This is a genomic window from Microbacterium sp. SORGH_AS_0969 (assembly GCF_030818255.1).
Lineage (GTDB): Bacteria > Actinomycetota > Actinomycetes > Actinomycetales > Microbacteriaceae > Microbacterium.
On record NZ_JAUTAG010000001.1, the window covers coordinates 1,265,468 to 1,281,560 of the forward strand.

15 protein-coding genes, 2 tRNA genes and 1 pseudogene are annotated in these 16,093 nt (G+C 67.4%); 6 read left to right on the forward strand and 12 right to left on the reverse strand.

The genetic code is table 11. The annotated features are described in order from the left end of the window. Positions 1-21 precede the first annotated feature (21 nt). Genes QE388_RS05845 through pknB form a run of 3 tightly spaced genes read left to right on the forward strand, consistent with a single transcriptional unit; the run spans position 22 to position 4,985 of the window. Positions 22-1,479 carry a penicillin-binding protein 2 gene (locus QE388_RS05845; protein WP_307383803.1) on the forward strand — a complete coding sequence of 486 codons (1,458 nt, stop codon included), beginning with the start codon at positions 22-24 and terminating at the stop codon, positions 1,477-1,479. Further along, entirely contained in the window at positions 1,476-3,221 is a 1,746-nt protein-coding gene (locus QE388_RS05850) for a serine/threonine-protein kinase (RefSeq protein ID WP_307383806.1), read from the forward strand. The genes QE388_RS05845 and QE388_RS05850 overlap by 4 nt, the downstream gene beginning before the upstream one ends. A 33-nt stretch (positions 3,222-3,254) precedes the next feature. Continuing rightward, positions 3,255-4,985: a Stk1 family PASTA domain-containing Ser/Thr kinase gene (gene pknB / locus QE388_RS05855; protein WP_307383809.1), complete on the forward strand. Its 1,731-nt coding sequence runs from the start codon at positions 3,255-3,257 to the stop codon at positions 4,983-4,985. Here the strand turns inward: pknB and QE388_RS05860 are convergent. The 3 genes and pseudogenes from QE388_RS05860 to QE388_RS05870 all read right to left on the reverse strand — a co-directional run bounded on the left by QE388_RS05860 (position 4,963) and on the right by QE388_RS05870 (position 6,576). After that, positions 4,963-5,615, reverse strand: a pseudogene (locus QE388_RS05860) (aminodeoxychorismate/anthranilate synthase component II). The gene pknB and the pseudogene QE388_RS05860 overlap by 23 nt on opposite strands. After that, positions 5,612-5,767 (reverse strand): hypothetical protein, encoded by a 156-nt coding sequence (locus tag QE388_RS05865; protein ID WP_193751324.1) that lies wholly within the window; start codon positions 5,765-5,767, stop codon positions 5,612-5,614. The pseudogene QE388_RS05860 and the gene QE388_RS05865 overlap by 4 nt, the downstream one beginning before the upstream one ends. Continuing rightward, a complete protein-coding gene (locus tag QE388_RS05870; protein ID WP_307383815.1) occupies positions 5,767-6,576 on the reverse strand; it encodes a class E sortase in 810 nt (269 codons plus the stop codon). Before QE388_RS05870 ends, QE388_RS05865 begins: the two co-directional genes overlap by 1 nt. A 54-nt stretch (positions 6,577-6,630) precedes the next feature. Between QE388_RS05870 and QE388_RS05875 the strand changes: the two genes are divergently transcribed. After that, the gene (locus QE388_RS05875; protein WP_058596186.1) at positions 6,631-6,870 is read left to right on the forward strand and encodes a cell division protein CrgA; all 240 of its coding nucleotides are present in this window, start codon (positions 6,631-6,633) and stop codon (positions 6,868-6,870) included. Between the two features lie 27 nt (positions 6,871-6,897). Here QE388_RS05875 and QE388_RS05880 read toward each other — a convergent pair whose 3' ends face one another. Together QE388_RS05880 and QE388_RS05885 are read right to left on the reverse strand one after the other, a co-directional pair. Next, on the reverse strand, positions 6,898-7,863 hold the full coding sequence (locus QE388_RS05880) for a rhomboid family intramembrane serine protease (protein WP_307383819.1): 966 nt from the start codon (positions 7,861-7,863) through the stop codon (positions 6,898-6,900). Between the two features lie 18 nt (positions 7,864-7,881). Further along, positions 7,882-8,439 (reverse strand): peptidylprolyl isomerase, encoded by a 558-nt coding sequence (locus QE388_RS05885; RefSeq protein ID WP_275796832.1) that lies wholly within the window; start codon positions 8,437-8,439, stop codon positions 7,882-7,884. A 100-nt stretch (positions 8,440-8,539) separates the two neighbouring features. On the opposite strand from QE388_RS05885, the gene QE388_RS05890 reads away from it, so the two are divergent. Together QE388_RS05890 and QE388_RS05895 are read left to right on the forward strand one after the other, a co-directional pair. Then, positions 8,540-9,112 (forward strand): hypothetical protein, encoded by a 573-nt coding sequence (locus QE388_RS05890; protein WP_058596189.1) that lies wholly within the window; start codon positions 8,540-8,542, stop codon positions 9,110-9,112. Beyond that, entirely contained in the window at positions 9,109-9,582 is a 474-nt protein-coding gene (locus tag QE388_RS05895) for an aminoacyl-tRNA deacylase (RefSeq protein ID WP_307383824.1), read from the forward strand. The genes QE388_RS05890 and QE388_RS05895 overlap by 4 nt, the downstream gene beginning before the upstream one ends. Here the strand turns inward: QE388_RS05895 and QE388_RS05900 are convergent. The 7 genes from QE388_RS05900 to QE388_RS05930 all read right to left on the reverse strand — a co-directional run bounded on the left by QE388_RS05900 (position 9,563) and on the right by QE388_RS05930 (position 16,088). Further along, the gene (locus QE388_RS05900) at positions 9,563-10,030 is read right to left on the reverse strand and encodes an NUDIX hydrolase (RefSeq protein WP_307383826.1); all 468 of its coding nucleotides are present in this window, start codon (positions 10,028-10,030) and stop codon (positions 9,563-9,565) included. The genes QE388_RS05895 and QE388_RS05900 overlap by 20 nt on opposite strands. 87 nt (positions 10,031-10,117) lie before the next feature. Further along, positions 10,118-10,190 (reverse strand) — tRNA-Ala (locus QE388_RS05905). Positions 10,191-10,202: 12 nt separating this feature from the next. Continuing rightward, positions 10,203-10,276 (reverse strand) — tRNA-Ile (locus QE388_RS05910). 68 nt (positions 10,277-10,344) lie between these two features. Continuing rightward, on the reverse strand, positions 10,345-10,749 hold the full coding sequence (locus QE388_RS05915; RefSeq protein ID WP_058596192.1) for a DUF3566 domain-containing protein: 405 nt from the start codon (positions 10,747-10,749) through the stop codon (positions 10,345-10,347). After that, positions 10,746-13,376: a DNA gyrase subunit A gene (gyrA, locus tag QE388_RS05920; RefSeq protein ID WP_307383831.1), complete on the reverse strand. Its 2,631-nt coding sequence runs from the start codon at positions 13,374-13,376 to the stop codon at positions 10,746-10,748. The genes QE388_RS05915 and gyrA overlap by 4 nt, the downstream gene beginning before the upstream one ends. A gap of 71 nt (positions 13,377-13,447) precedes the next feature. Further along, on the reverse strand, positions 13,448-15,481 hold the full coding sequence (gene gyrB, locus QE388_RS05925; protein ID WP_058596194.1) for a DNA topoisomerase (ATP-hydrolyzing) subunit B: 2,034 nt from the start codon (positions 15,479-15,481) through the stop codon (positions 13,448-13,450). A 118-nt stretch (positions 15,482-15,599) separates the two neighbouring features. Next, positions 15,600-16,088: a DUF721 domain-containing protein gene (locus QE388_RS05930; RefSeq protein ID WP_307383834.1), complete on the reverse strand. Its 489-nt coding sequence runs from the start codon at positions 16,086-16,088 to the stop codon at positions 15,600-15,602. Positions 16,089-16,093 lie beyond the last annotated feature (5 nt).

Consider the following 16,093-nt stretch of genomic DNA (forward strand, 5'->3'; position numbering starts at 1 on the left):
TCCCCGACCGGAGGAGGCACCGTGACCAAAGAACTCCGACGCCTCAGCATCGTCATGCTGGCGATGTTCCTCGCCCTGTTCGCCTCGACGAGCATTATCCAGGTCGCCCAGGCGGGCAATCTCACCGATGCCCCCGGCAACACTCGCGCCCTCTACGACTCGTACGAGATCCAGCGCGGCTCGATCATCGCGAGCGGAAGCCCGATCGCGCAGTCGGTGCCGGCGGACGACGTCTACAGCTGGCAGCGCCAGTACACCGACGCGCAGATGTGGGCTCCCGTGACCGGGTACGTCAACCCCGTGCTCGACTCGCGAACCCAGATCGAGGATGCCGAGAACTCGGTGCTCAGCGGCTCGGGAGAGAACGAGTTCTTCTCGCGCATCAATCGCGCCATCACGGGTCAGGCGCCCCGAGGCGCGAACGTGGAGCTGTCGCTCGACGCCAACGTTCAGCGCGCCGCGTGGGACGCCCTCGGCGGTCTGCAGGGTGCTGTCGTCGCGATGGAGCCCTCGACCGGCCGCATCCTGGCCATGGTGTCGACGCCGAGTTTCGACACGAACGCCCTCGCGTCCCACGACACGGATGCCGTCGACTCGACCTACGATCAGCTGGTCGCCGACCCGTCGCAGCCGATGGACAACCGCGCCATCGCGGGCAACCTCAACCCTCCGGGGTCGACGTTCAAGCTGGTCGTGGCGTCGGCGGCCTTGGCATCCGGAAAGTACACCCCCGACTCGAGCTTCCCGAACGTGGCCGAGTACACGTTGCCGCAGTCGAGCAGCGTCGTGCGCAACGCCGGCGGCGGCACGTGCGGCGGCGGCGACACCGTCACGATCGCCACCGCGTTGCGGTTGAGCTGCAACATCCCGATGGCCGAGCTGGCCGTCGAGCTCGGCGACGACGCGATCAAGGCCGAAGCCGAGAAGTACGGCTTCAACAAGCAGTTCTCGATGCCCCTGACCTCGACGGCGTCCAGCTACCCCTCGGGTCTCGACGCCGCGCAGACGGCGCTCAGCGGATTCGGTCAGGGACAGGTGACCGCGACCCCGCTGCAGATGGCGATGGTGTCGGCCGGAATCGCGAACGGCGGGGTGGTGATGAACCCGCGGATGGTGGACCGCGTGATCGAGTCCGACCTGTCGGTGACCGACGAGCGCGCTGACAGCGAGTTCGGCCGCGCGCTCGACGCGAATCTCGCGGCACAGATGGTTTCGATGATGACGGCGAACGTCCAGGACGGCGCGGCGTCGAATGCAAGAATAGACGGGGTCCAGGTCGCCGGTAAGACCGGCACCGCGGAGAACGGATCGACACGTCCGTTCACTCTCTGGTTCACGGGTTTTGCTCCGGCCGACGACCCCAAGGTCGCCGTCGCAGTGGTGGTCGAGAACGGCGGGGGCCAGGGGCAGAGCGGGAGCGGCAACGACATTGCCGCCCCGATAGCGAAGAAGGTCATGGAGGCGGTGCTGGGTAAATGAGACCGACGCAGGGAGTGACCTTCGGAGGACGGTACGAGCTCGATACGCGTATTGCGATCGGCGGTATGGGTGAGGTGTGGGAGGCGACCGATCATGTGATCGGACGCACCGTCGCCATCAAGATCCTCAAAGACGAATACATGGGCGACCCCGGGTTCCTCGAGCGTTTCCGCGCCGAGGCCCGCCACGCCGCCCTCGTGAACCACGAGGGCATCGCCAGCGTGTTCGACTACGGCGAGGAAGACGGCAGCGCCTTCCTCGTCATGGAACTCGTCCCCGGCGAAGCCCTGTCGACGATCCTCGAGCGCGAGGGCTCGCTGTCGACCGACAAGACGCTCGACATCGTCGCGCAGACCGCCGCCGCGCTGCAGGCTGCGCACGCGGCCGGTCTCGTCCACCGCGACATCAAGCCGGGCAACCTGCTGATCACGCCCGACGGCCGCGTCAAGATCACCGACTTCGGCATCGCCCGCATCGCCGACCAGGTCCCGCTGACCGCGACCGGTCAGGTCATGGGCACCGTGCAGTACCTGTCGCCCGAGCAGGCGTCCGGACACCCGGCGTCTCCGGCGACCGACATCTACTCGCTCGGCATCGTCGCGTACGAGTGCCTCGCGGGCAAGCGCCCCTTCACCGGCGAGTCGCAGGTCGCGATCGCGATGGCCCAGATCAACGAGCAGCCCGCGCCGCTCCCGCCCACCGTGGCGGTTCCGGTGCAGAACCTCGTGATGGCGATGATCGCGAAGAAGCCCGACGACCGGCCCGCCTCGGCCGCCGCCGTCTCGCGCGCCGCCACGGCCCTGCGCCGGGGAGACCTGACCGCCGCCGCGGCCGCGGTCCCCGCCATCGCCGCGGGTGCCGCCGTCGCCGACGACGTCACGCAGCTCCTGTCTCCCGGACAGACGGGCGCGGCGACGCGCCTCATGCCGACGCCAGCGGCCACGTCGCTCCTCACCGAGGAGCACACCGAAGAGACCGTGCCGCAGAAGAAGAAGCGAAGCCGGCTCACGTGGCCGCTCATCGCGCTGATCGTGCTGCTCGTCCTGGTCCTCGGAGGAACGCTCGCCGCTCTGCTGACCAACCAGAACGAGCCCGACGCGGCCCCCTCGAGCACGGCTCCGACCGCAGCCACGCCGGTGCCGAGCGCGTCGACGCCTTCGCCGGCTCCGTCGCCCTCGCAGACGCTCGTCGACGTCGACTCGCTCGAGCTGGTCGGCCGCACATGTGACGAGGCCCGCGCAATCCTCCGCGAGAACAACCTCGCGGCCACGTGCGCCACCGGAAATGCGGCGACCAGCGCCGACGAGGTCGGCAAGGTCTACATCGTCGACCCCACCGGTCGTAACCCTGCGGGCACCAACATCACGGTGACGGTCTACGGCGAAGAGACGCCCCTCAGCCAGCCGGGAACGCCCACTCTGCCGTCGTCGGTCGCGGCCGGCGCCACGGTGCAGGTTTCGTGGCAGCAGTACACCTGCCCCTCGGGCACGGGCAACGTGACGTCGTACAATTTCACCGCCGAGCAGGGCACCTTCGCCACCAACGGCTCGTCGACGGCGTCGTTCTCCCCCGACGAGCGCAACGCCGAACTGGTGGTGAGCAACTCGCCCGGGTCGACTCTCCGCGTCACCTACACGGTCAGCTGCTCGGGCACCGATCGGACCGCGGGTCCCTCGGGCGAGGCCTCGGCCACCATCTCCGGCGGTCCGTCGCCGACGACCTCCGCGTCGCCCAAGAACTGACCCCTCGAACACGCACCACCCTGGAGTTCCTTCGTGACCACTGAGACGCGCGTCCTGTCCGGACGCTACCGCGTTGACGACCTCATCGGTCGTGGCGGCATGGCGAGCGTCTACCGCGGCTACGACCAGACGCTCGGGCGGACCGTCGCGATCAAGGTCCTCAAGGCCGATCTCGCCGGCGACGCGGCCTTCCGTACGCGCTTCCGCCTCGAGGCGCAGGCCGCGTCGCGCATGGCGCACCCCACGATCGTGCGGGTGTTCGACGCGGGCGAAGACGTGGAGACGGGCCCGGACGGCCAGGAACGTCCCGTTCCGTACATCGTCATGGAACTCGTCCACGGGCGTCTGCTCAAGGACATCATCTCGGCGGGCCCCGTTCCCACCGACGACGCACTGCGGTACGTCGACGGCATCCTCGAGGCGCTCGAGTACTCGCACCGCGCCGGTGTCGTGCACCGCGACATCAAGCCCGGCAACGTGATGATCACCGAATCCGGCGGTGTGAAGGTCATGGACTTCGGCATCGCGCGCGCGGTGTCGGACTCCTCGTCGACCGTGGCCGAGACGACGGCGATCGTCGGCACGGCCGCCTACTTCTCTCCGGAACAGGCGAAGGGCGAGTCGGTCGACGCGCGTGCCGACCTGTACTCGACGGGTGTCGTCCTCTACGAACTGCTGACCGGCCGACCGCCGTTCCGTGGTGAGACACCCGTGGCCGTCGCGTACCAGCACGTCAGCGAAGCCCCGGTGCCGCCGAGCGAGGTCAACGAATCCGTTTCGACGGCTCTGGATGCCATCGTGCTCCGCGCCCTCGCGAAAGATCCGTTCCAACGCCCGCAGGATGCCGCCGGCTTCCGGGAAGCGCTGGATGCCACCGTGGACGGCAAGGGTCCGACCAAGCGTCAGATGTCGGCGCTGTCGAACGAGCTCTACGGACCCAACCCGCGTCAGGCGGCCGAGACCGCACGGTCGCTGCGCCAGCTCAGCACCGACACGACGATGCGCCGTACGCAGCCGGGCCCTCCCGTCGCCTGGATCTGGGCGGGTGTCACCGTTCTCGCCGTGCTCCTGGTCGCCGTGCTGTTCTGGGTGATGCAGATCCAGCCCTCGAACAACGTCCCGTCCGCCGGCCGAGCCGTGCCCAACGTCGTCGACATGTCGTACGACCGGGCCGTCGAGGCGCTGGAGGGGGAAGACCTCGTCGCCAAGCGCGTCGACGAACCCAGCGACAAGATCGCCGCCGGAAACGTCACGCGGACGACGCCTGCCGCCGACACGTCCGTCGCGGAGGGTCAGGAGGTCGTGCTCTACGTCTCGAGCGGCCCCGATCTCGCCACCATGCCCACCCTTTCGGGGATGAGCGAAGAGGCCGCGCGCACCGCGCTGCAGCAGGCGGGGCTCTCCGTCGGTTCGGTCCGGCGACAGAACGACCCGGCTCTCGCCGCGAACACCGTGATCTCCGCGAATGTCGCGAGCGGCGGTGCAGTGACGAACGTTGAGGCGGGTTCGCAGCTCGCCAAGAACACCACCGTGAACCTCATCGTCGCCAGCGGCCAGGTCGTGATCGTCGACTACACGGGGTACACCGTGGATGCCGCCAAGCGCCAGCTCGAGTCCGATGCGACGCAGCTGACGGTCAAGGTCGAAGAGGATCCCAGCTGCGCGGCCTCGGTCCCGAGCCCCACGGTCAAGACGCAGTCGTTGGCTCCCGGTGAGGTCCCGGTCCACAGCGAGATCACGCTCACGTCCTGCTCGGGCTCCTGACGCGGCGGGGGTGGAGGGTCGCCCCGCGCTCGGCGGCGCCGCGGCATCCGGCATCCTCCATCCATCTGCCGAGAAGCCGGTGACCCCCCTCGGTCAGCACACTCTCCGGGTGGAATTGGACGCCGACGATCGGCGCGAACCGGTGGCGGAGGCCCATGATCACGCCGCTGTCGGTACGCGCCGTGACCTCGAGCTCAGCGGGGAGTGTTCCGTCCGACACGGCGAGGGAGTGGTAGCGCGTCGCCGCGAACCCGTCGGGCAGGTCGGCGAACACGCCTCGTCCGTCGTGGCGGATGCGGCTCGTGATGCCGTGCAGGAGCTCGGGGGCGTGGTCGACGCGGGCTCCGAACGCGACCGCGATCGCCTGATGGCCGAGGCAGACGCCGAGGAGCGGACGCATCGCGTCATGTGCGGCTCGGACGACCTCGATCGACCCTCCCGCCTGATCGGGATGACCGGGCCCGGGTGAGATCACGACGGCCTCGGCGCGTGTCGAGACCGCGTGGAGCAGCGTCGGGTCGTTCGCGGGAAGCGTCTCGACGCTCGCACCGAAAGATCGCTCAGGTACCCGGCGAGGGTGTGGACGAAGCTGTCGCGGTTGTCGACGACGACCACGCGCCACCGACTCACTCGACCGTGACCTCCTGCGGGTAGACCATGTCGCTCACCCAGGGGAAGACGTAGTAAAAGAGTCCGTAGAGCACCGCGGCAGCGAGGACGAGAAGGATGAGCACCCGCACCCACCAGGGTCCGGGCAGCACACGCCAGAGGGCTCCGTACATCAGGCGGCTCCAGAGGTCAGCGAAGCAGGGGCGCCGTTGGCGCGGGGCGTGAACGATTCGAAGACGCCGTAGCCGATGGCACGCTCCGAGAATCCGTAACGCGGGCTGCACGTGGTCATCGTGATCAACCGATCCGTTGCCTCCACCTGAGCGGCCTGCGGGACCGGGAGCAGCACGCCGACGCCGTCGGGCTGCACATACTCGAGGTTGCGGTAGCGGTAGGTGTACCAGCCGTCGGGGGTCTCGACGACGATGGCGTCGCCGATGTGGAGAGAGGGGAGGTCGGCGAACGGAGCGCCATGGCTGCCGCGGTGTCCCGCGATGGCGAAGTTGCCGACCTGACCGGGCATCGCGTTGTCGGGGTAGTGCCCCACGCCGATCGGGTCGAGCGTGACCGATGAACTCACTCCGCCCGCCAGCTTGAACTGGTAGTCCGACCCCAGGCGCGGGATGCGCAGGACGCCGAAGACCTCGCCGTCGCCGGGCTGTGGCAGAGCGGGCGGCTCGGCGGTGGCCGGCTCCGTCGGGGCGGGCGCTCCGGAGGACGAAGCGGTCGGCGACGGCGCGGGGGCGGGTGTCTCGGTCGCCCACTTGTCGGTCAGTGAACTGGCTTCGTTCTTGTACTGGGCACCGATGATCGCGTCGCCGATCCAGAGCTGCCAGGCGACGAACAGAAGCACGAGCACGCCCGCGGTCAGCAGCAGGTCACCGAAGACACCGATGACCGATACCCGGCGCCGCGGAGCGGAACGCCGGCGAGAGCCACGGCGAGCGTCGCGACGCGTCTGCGGAGAGGATGCGGTGTCCACCAGGCGATTCTAGTTCCGTGGGTCGCACAGCACCTGAGCATTAGACTGGGCCGCATGGCTCGAACTGGAAACGGCGACGACCCGATCGCCGAGCGCAACGAAGGCGCGTCGGCACCGAACCCTGTGTGGTTCCTGCCCATCATGATCGGTCTCATGCTGGTGGGCCTGGTCTGGGTCCTGGTGTTCTACCTCAGCAACTCGCAGTTCCCCATTCCCGGCATCGGCCCGTGGAACCTCGTCATCGGCTTCGGAATCGCCTTCGTGGGCTTCCTGATGACCACGCGCTGGCGCTGAATTTCACCCGACTTACACGTGTGTAATTCATCCCCACCTGTGGATGAGCCTGTGGATAACTCTCAGTAGTACACGACGACGGGGATCACGAGCAGCGCGAGAAGCACCGCGCCCACCCCGACCAGCAGCCCGATCTGCAACGCTCTCTGACGCGCGAGACGCGTCCGGCGCGTAGACGAAGCCCACGGCCGCCCCGGTGATGAGGCCACCCAGGTGCGCCTGCCAGGAGATCCCGACGCCGTTGAGCGCGGAGATGAAGTCGCCCGTACCGATCGAGGTGATGAGCGCGACGACGAACGGCCATGCGAAGTTGATGCCGATCAGCACGGCGATGACGCGGATGTCGGCGCCGATATGGCGCCCGATGACGAGCAGGGCGCCGAAGAGGGCGAAGATCGCGCCCGAGGCGCCGACGACCGGGGTCAGCGGCGCGAGGAGTGCCACCGCCACGGATCCGCCGAGTGTGCCGAGGACGTAGAGGACGACGAACCGCCATCGCCCCAGGAGCGGTTCGAGGTTTCGACCGATGAACCACAGCGCGAGCATGTTCAGCGCGATGTGGAAGAAGCCGGAGTGCACGAGCGAGACGGTGAACAGCCGCCACGGCTCGAACGCCCCGAACTGCGGAACGAGGTACGGGCCGTAGAACATGAGCGCGTTGCTCAGGATCGACCCGAGACCGGGGATGATCCCGATGATGTAGACCAGGCCTGTGATCGCGATGATCGTCAGCGTCGCGAGGGGTCGTCCCGAGGCGACCACGACGGCCGGGCGACGCGATGCCCAGCGTCGTTCCGCCTTCTTTTGGGCAGGGGTCTCCGCGGCGCGCTGCTGAGCCATGCACTCGGGGCAGATCACGCCGACGGCGGCGGGTGTGCGACATTCCGAACAGACCGTACGCAGGCATCGCTGGCAGAGCACGAAGCTCTGTCGATCCGGATGCCGGTAACAGAAGTTGTCGCTGTTACGACGGAACTCGTCGGTCGTGGACACCCGCCGCCGCCTCGAAGATCAGACGGCCACGACGTCGACCGAGTGCAGGACGACGTCGGCCTTCGGACGGTCCTGGGCACCGGTGGGCACCGCAGCGATGGCGTCGACGACGGCCTTCGACGCGTCGTCGGCCACCTCACCGAAGATGGTGTGCTTGCCCTGCAGCCACGGCGTCGGGTCGGTGGTGATGAAGAACTGCGAGCCGTTGGTGCCCTCGGCCTGGCCCGTGATGGCGTTGCGGCGCAGGCCGGCGTTGGCCATGGCGAGCTTGTAGGGCTGCGTGAAATCGAGCTCGGGGTGGATCTCGTCGTTGAAGTTGTAGCCGGGCCCGCCGATGCCCTGACCGAGCGGGTCGCCGCCCTGGATCATGAAGTTCGGGATGATGCGGTGGAAGATGACGTCCTTGTAGAGCGGACCCTCACCCTTGGCGCCGGTGGCGGGGTTGGTCCATTCCTGCGTTCCATCGGAGAGGCCGATGAAGTTGCGGACGGTACGGGGAGCGTGGTCGCCGAACAGGTTGACCACGATGTCGCCGTGGTTGGTGTGCAAGGTCGCGACGGCGGTGTGAGTAGCCATGGGTACATTCTCTCAGAGTTATCTGCAAGGGTCCGTGGTGGGCACCGCCCGGTCTGGCAAGATGAAGCAACGTACATCCCATCGACAGGGAGGATGAGCCGTGGGCCTCAGCCGCAAGAGCAAGAAGGAACTGCGCAAGCTCCAGAAGCACGCCGCGAAGGTGTGGGAGTCGCAGCAGGTGCTGCTGGGCGAGAGCGGAAAGGTGGCTCGCGAAGCCGGCCACCAGCTCGGTCGCTTCAGCCGCGAAGACCTCGTCCCCGCCGTCCAAGACGGCTACAACAAGTACGCCGCGCCCTACGTCGACAAGAGCGTGAAGTACAGCAACCGCTTCCTCAGCAACAAGCTCATTCCGGCGGCCGGTGCGGTCGTCGGCGGGGCGATGTCGGTGTGGGATGCCGCGGGCGACACGCGTGACCGCCTCGCGAAGGGCCAGGGCTTCGAGCTCGATGCCCATAAGTACGCGAAGCGCGCCGAGAAATACGGCAAGAAGGCGTCGAAGAACCTCGCCAAAAAGCTTCCGCACCAGAACGACGGCATCGGCGCCGGCGGCGTCATCGCCATCATCCTCGGCGTCGTCGCGGCGGCCGGTGTGGCCTACGCCGCGTGGCAGACACTTCGTGCCGACGACGAGCTGTGGGTGGCCGACGACCCGCTGCGTGCACCGGACGCGTGAGCGACCCCACCATCAGAGTCCGAGAGGCCGCGCGCGAGCGCGGCCTCTCCGTCCATATCCGGGAGCGTCCGGCGGCGTCGAGCCTGGACGAGGCGGCCGAACTCCTCGGCATCCCCTCCGCGGCCATCGTGAAGACGCTCGTGGTCAAGCGATCCGACGACACGTATCTCTTCGCGCTCGTGCCCGGTGACCGGGCGATCTCGTGGCCCAAGCTCCGCGCCGTCGTCGGAGTCAACAAGCTCCGACTGCCCGAACCCGAGCTCGCCCTGGCGGCGACTGGATACGAACGCGGGACGATCGTGCCGATCGGCAGCACGACCGACTGGCCGGTCTACGCCGACGAGAGCATCGTCGGCCAGCGCATCGCCATGGGGGCCGGGGCGCACGGCTACAGCCTCTTCGTCGAGGCCGACGACCTGATCGACGCGTACGACGCGACGGTCGCCGATATCACCGCGCCTCGTGCGTGAGCGTTGACTCCTCCGTCCCGCGCGGCGAGATCTTCGCCATGCGGAGCGCGATGTCCACGAGCTGAACACGGCGAAGCTTGCGGACCGCCGGCAACGAGAACCACTCTGCACGGTCCGTAGATCCCCCGACCTCGTGGCGGAGACGCCCTCCGACCACGTGGGCGCGGTAGACGATGCGCAGCGTGTGGAGCGGACCGTCGGCATCGTCCGACAGACGCCCGGACGCCGGTATCACTCGGGAATGGATGCCGAGCAGCTCATCGACCACCACACGGTAGCCCGTCTCCTCCCGCACCTCGCGCCGGACCGCGCGCTCGGGGTCCTCCCCCGCCTCGAGACCGCCCCCGGGGAGCGTCCACGCCGCCCGACGGCCCTCGACCCAGTGCGCCAGCAACAAACGGTCGCTCGAGCCGGTGACGATGGCATAGGCGGCGACTCGCATGTCCATTGCGACACCATAGCGGCGCGACGGCGGCGGCGTGCGCCTCGGACCGTGAAGAGTCCCGCATCGGCCGGAGCCGGGGTGACGAAGATGTGGAGCCTGGGAGATTCGAACTCCCGACATCCTGCTTGCAAAGCAGGCGCTCTACCAACTGAGCTAAGGCCCCGTGGGGATGGGGTGGGGCTACCAGGACTTGAACCTGGGACCTCTTCATTATCAGTGAAGCGCTCTAACCGCCTGAGCTATAGCCCCGTTGTGACGACGTGATGTCGTCAACCTCGAAGACTTTACCGGAATCCCGAGGTTTTTCCGAATCGGCCTCAGTTCGAGGTGAAGCCGACCAGGAGACCGCCGGTCACCTTGACCGCGAGGTTGTAGATTCCGGCGACGACCGCGCCGAGAACCGTGATGACGACCAGGTTGAGGATCGCGACGATCGCCGCGAACGCCATCACCTGGGGGAGCCCGACGTACTGCGACAGCGTCGCGCCGCCGTCGGTGAAGCTCGTGAAGAACTCGTCGAGTTTCGTGATGAGGCCCGTGGCGCTCACGACGAGATAGATGAGGAAGTACGACACCACGGTCACGATCGCGACCGCCACGGCGGCCAGGAACGACAGCTTCACCGCCGACCAGAAGTCGATGTAGACCAGGCGCAGGCGGACCTGCTTGGCGGGGGTCTTGTGAGTCGACTTCTTAGCGAGCTTGTCGGCTACCGTGCTCATGCGTCAGTACTTTCCTCGGGGGTCTCGGGAGCGGAGGCGTCGGCCTCGTCCGCAGGGGCTGCGGCGGGCTCCGTGGTCGTCTCCGTCGTCTCTGCCAAGTTTCGTTCGGCGTTTCGAGCGATCGCGATGATGCGATCGTCGCCTCCAGCACGGGCGAACACGACACCCATCGTGTCGCGTCCCTTGGCGGGCACCTCGGCCACGGCAGAGCGTACCACCTTGCCGCTGGCAAGAACCACAAGGACCTCGTCGCCCTCGGAGACCATCATTCCGCCCGCGAGGACGCCTCGATCGTCGGTCAAACGAGCCACCTTGATGCCCAGGCCGCCGCGGTTCTGCATGCGGTACTCGGTCACCGCCGTGCGCTTGGCGTAGCCGCCCTCGGTCACGACGAAGACGTACTCGTCGTCCTTGGCGACGGATGCCGAGAGCAGGCTGTCGCCCTCGCGGAAGTCCATGCCCTTCACGCCCGACGTCGACCGACCCATCGGCCGCAGCGCGCTGTCGGTCGCGGAGAACCGCAGCGACATTCCCAGCCGACTGATGAGGAGGATGTCGTCGCCCTCGTCGACCAGCAGAGCGCTCACCAGTTCGTCGGCCGTGCCGGGCTCGGTGTCGTCGCCCTCCTCGGCCACCTGGCCGCGGAGCTTGATCGCGATGACGCCGCCCTGCCGGTTGGTGTCGTACTCGTCGAGGCGCGTCTTCTTCACCAGACCGTTGCGGGTCGCCAGCACCAGGTAGGTGGCGACGTTGTAGTCGCGGATGTCGAGGATCTGCGCGATCTCTTCATCGGGCTGGAGCGCGAGCAGATTCGCGACGTGCTGGCCCTTGGCATCCCGACCCGCTTCGGGGACCTCGTAGGCCTTCGAACGGTAGACGCGACCCTTGTTCGTGAAGAACAGGAGCCAGTGGTGCGTCGTGGTGACGAAGAAGTGCTCCACGACGTCGTCGGCGCGCAGCTGCGCACCCTTCACGCCCTTGCCGCCGCGATGCTGCGACCGGTAGTTGTCGCTGCGGGTGCGCTTGATGTAGCCATCGCGCGTGACGGTGATGACCATCTCTTCTTCGGCGATGAGGTCTTCGATCGACACGTCGCCGTCGAAGCCGTGCAGGATCTGGGTGCGACGGTCGTCGCCGAAGCGGTCGACGATCCCGGTCAGCTCGTCACGGATGATCGTGCGCTGGCGGGCAGGGGTCGCGAGGATGTCGTTGAAGTCCGCGATGCGGGCCTCGAGCTCGGTCGCCTCGTCGACGATCTTCTGCCGTTCGAGCGCTGCCAGACGACGCAGCTGCATGTCGAGGATGGCCTGCGCCTGGATGTCGTCGATGTCGAGGAGCTTCTGCAGTCCCTCGTTGGCATCCTGGGCTGTCGGAGACCGACGGATGAGCGCGATGACCTCGTCGAGGGCGTCGAGCGCCTTCAGGTACCCGCGCAGGATGTGCATGCGCTCTTCGGCCTTGCGGAGCCGGTAGCGCGTGCGGCGCACGATGACGTCGAGCTGGTGGTCGATCCAGTGGCTGATGAAGCCGTCGAGCGACAGGGTGCGGGGCACGCCGTCGACGATCGCGAGCATGTTCGCGCCGAAGTTCTCTTGCAGCTGGGTGTGCTTGTAGAGGTTGTTCAGCACGACCTTGGCGACCGCGTCGCGCTTGAGCACGACGACGAGGCGCTGACCAGTGCGACCCGAGGTCTCGTCGCGGATGTCGGCGATACCGGTGATCTTGCCCTCGCGAGCGAGGTCGCCGATCTTCACCGCGACGTTGTCGGGGTTCACCTGGTACGGCAGCTCGGTGATCACGAGGCACGTGCGGCCCTGGATCTCCTCGATGTTGACGACGGCGCGCATCGTGATCGAGCCGCGACCGGTGCGGTAGGCGTCCTTGATCCCGCGCGTGCCGAGGATCTGCGCGGCGGTCGGGAAGTCAGGCCCCGGGATGCGCTCCATGAGGGCTTCGAGCAGTTCCTCGCGGGTGGCATCCGGGTTCTCGAGAGCCCACAGCGCGCCGGCGGAGACCTCGCGGAGATTGTGCGGCGGGATGTTCGTCGCCATACCGACCGCGATGCCGACCGAACCGTTGACGAGCAGGTTCGGGAAGCGCGACGGCAGGACGACGGGCTCCTGCGTCTGACCGTCGTAGTTGTCCTCGAAGTCGACGGTCTCTTCTTCGATGTCGCGCACCATCTCGAGCGCGAGCTGCGACATCTTCGTCTCGGTGTAGCGCGGAGCAGCCGCTCCCTGGTTGCCCGGCGAGCCGAAGTTGCCCTGTCCGAGCGCGAGGGGGTATCGCAGCGACCACGGCTGCACGAGGCGCACGAGGGCGTCGTAGATCGGGGCGTCGCCGTGGGGGTGGTAGTGCCCCATCACCTCGCCGACCACGCGGGCGCACTTCGAGAACGACTTGTCGGGGCGGAAGCCCCCGTCGTACATGCCGTAGATCACGCGACGGTGAACCGGCTTGAGACCGTCTTCGACGCGCGGCAGGGCACGACCGACGATGACGCTCATGGCGTAGTCGAGGTAGCTCCGCTGCATCTCGAGCTGGAGGTCGACCTGGTCGATCCTGCCGTGGTTGTGCGCGGGTTCCGACCGGACCTCGTCGGGCTCGGGCGTGATGTCGTCAGCCATGTCTTCTCAGTTTCGTAGTACGTCGTCGATCGTCGTCGTGAGGTTCCGTGCGGGGTCGCGCGGGCGAGAGATCAGATGTCGAGGAAGCGGACGTCTTTGGCGTTGCGCTGGATGAAGCTGCGGCGCGACTCGACGTCTTCGCCCATGAGGACCGAGAAGATCTCGTCGGCCGCGGCGGCATCGTCGATCGTGACCTGCTTCAGCGTGCGCGTCTCGGGGTCCATCGTGGTCTCCCAGAGCTCGTGGTCGTTCATCTCGCCCAGACCCTTGTAGCGCTGGATGCCGTTGTCCTTGGGGATACGGCGACCAGCGGCCTGGCCGTCGACGAGCATCGCGTCGCGCTCACGGTCGCTGTAGGCGTACTCGTGCGGGTGGTTGGACCACTTCAGGCGGTAGAGGGGCGGCTGAGCCAGATAGACGAAACCGGCCTCGATGAGTCCGCGCATGTAGCGGAACAGCAGGGTCAGAAGAAGCGTGGTGATGTGCTGGCCGTCGACGTCGGCATCCGCCATGAGCACGATCTTGTGGTAGCGCGCCTTGGCCATGTCGAAGTCTTCGCCGATGCCCGTGCCGAAGGCCTGGATCATCGCCTGGACTTCTTTGTTGCCCAGTGCCCGGTCGAGACGCGCGCGCTCGACATTGAGGATCTTGCCGCGCAGCGCCAGAATCGCCTGCGTGTGCGGGTCACGGCCCTGCACGGCCGAACCGCCGGCGGAGTCACCCTCGACGAGGAAGATCTCGCTGATCGAGGGATCCTTCGAGGTGCAGTCCTTGAGCTTGTCGGGCATCGCGGCCGACTCGAAAACGCTCTTGCGGCGAGCGGTCTCGCGCGCCTTGCGCGCGGCGAGACGTGCGGTTGCGGCATCGATCGCCTTGCGGATGATGTTCTTCGCCTGGCCCGGGTTGCGGTCGAACCAGTCGCCGAGCTTGTCGCCGACGACCTTCTGCACGAAGGCACGCGCCTCGGTGTTCCCGAGTTTCGTCTTCGTCTGGCCCTCGAACTGCGGCTCCGACAGCTTCACCGAGATGACGGCGGTGAGTCCCTCACGGATGTCGTCTCCGGTGAGGTTGTCGTCCTTCTCTTTGAGCAGGTTGTTCGCGCGGGCGTAGCGGTTGACCAGCGTGGTCAGCGCGGCACGGAAGCCCTCTTCGTGGGTGCCGCCCTCATGAGTGTTGATTGTGTTCGCGTACGTGAACACGTTCTCGGTGTATGCCGTGGTCCACTGCATCGCGAGCTCGAGCGCGATGTGACGCTCGGTGTCTTCCGACTCGACCTCGATGATCTCGTCGTTGACGACATCGGCCTTGCGCACACGGTTGAGGTGCTCGACGTAGTCGACGAGACCTCGCTCGTAGAGGAACGAGTCGTTGCGCGCCTCGGTGACCTCTTCGCCCGGCTCCCCCTCGACGACCACCGACTGCGGACGCTCGTCGCGGAGGCTGATGCGCAGGCCCTTGTTGAGGAACGCCATCTGCTGGAAACGCGTGCGGAGGGTGTCGTAGTCGAAGTCGATGGTGTCGAAGATCGTGGCATCCGGCCAGAACGTGATCGTCGTCCCGGTCTGGTCGCTTTCTTCGCCCTTCTCGAGCGGGGCCAGAGGGTGTCCGCCATCGCGGAACGACTGGCGCCACACGTGACCCTGCCGCTTGACCTCGACCTCGAGGCGAGTCGACAGCGCGTTCACGACCGACGAACCGACGCCGTGCAGACCGCCGGACACGGCGTATCCGCCACCTCCGAACTTTCCTCCGGCGTGCAGCACCGTGAGCACGACCTCGACCGTCGACTTGCCCTCGGTGCGGTGCATGTCGACCGGGATGCCGCGGCCGTTGTCGACGACGCGGACAGCGCCGTCGCTGAGGATCGTGACCTCGATCGTGTCGCAGTACCCGGCCAGGGCCTCATCGACGGAGTTGTCGACGATCTCTTGGACGAGGTGGTGCAGGCCCCGCTCGCCGGTGGAGCCGATGTACATGCCGGGGCGCTTGCGGACCGCCTCGAGACCTTCGAGCACCTGGATGGCGTCGGCCCCGTACTCGTTGGGAACCTTGGTGGAGGGTGCTTCGGGTTCCTCGGAAACGCTGTCGGGGTTTTCGGACGTCATGGGTACGCGCGCTCCAGATCGGTTCTCGGAGCTTCCATCCTATCGCGCGCGACCTGCAGAAATGGCGTGTACGCCCCTACGCGGCGATAAATCGACCCGAGGCGGGATCGACCATGGCCTAGCCGTAGGTATCGCGCGGGCCGCGGCCTGGAACGGCTCTGGGCCCCCATTTCCAGGAGGGGACGTCGGGTCCCACGAACCGGATCGCTTCGACACCCGCCTCGGGAAAGCGACGCAGGATCTCCGACAGGATCTGCGCGCGCATGAGCTGGAGCTGTTTCGCCCACGCCGTGGAGTCGGCCTGGACCGTGAGAGTGCCGGCGTCCAGAGCGACGGGACGGGTGTGGGCAGCCGTGTCTGCACCGGCGACGTCGTGCCAGGTGCGGACCAGATCCTCGCGAGCGAGCTGTGGCTCCCACCCGGCGGACTGCGTGAGCGTCGAGAGCACGTCGCCGAGTCCCCGCGGGTCGCGGCCGGGGGTGAAGGGGGCGTTCTCGTCGTCGTCCGTGCGCCGACGACGCCTCTTCTTGCGGTAGGGCGAGGGTTCGAGGCCACGAAGGCGCAGGTAGGTCGCCATCGTCTCGGGCAGTTCGGTGTCGTCACTCATCGTCG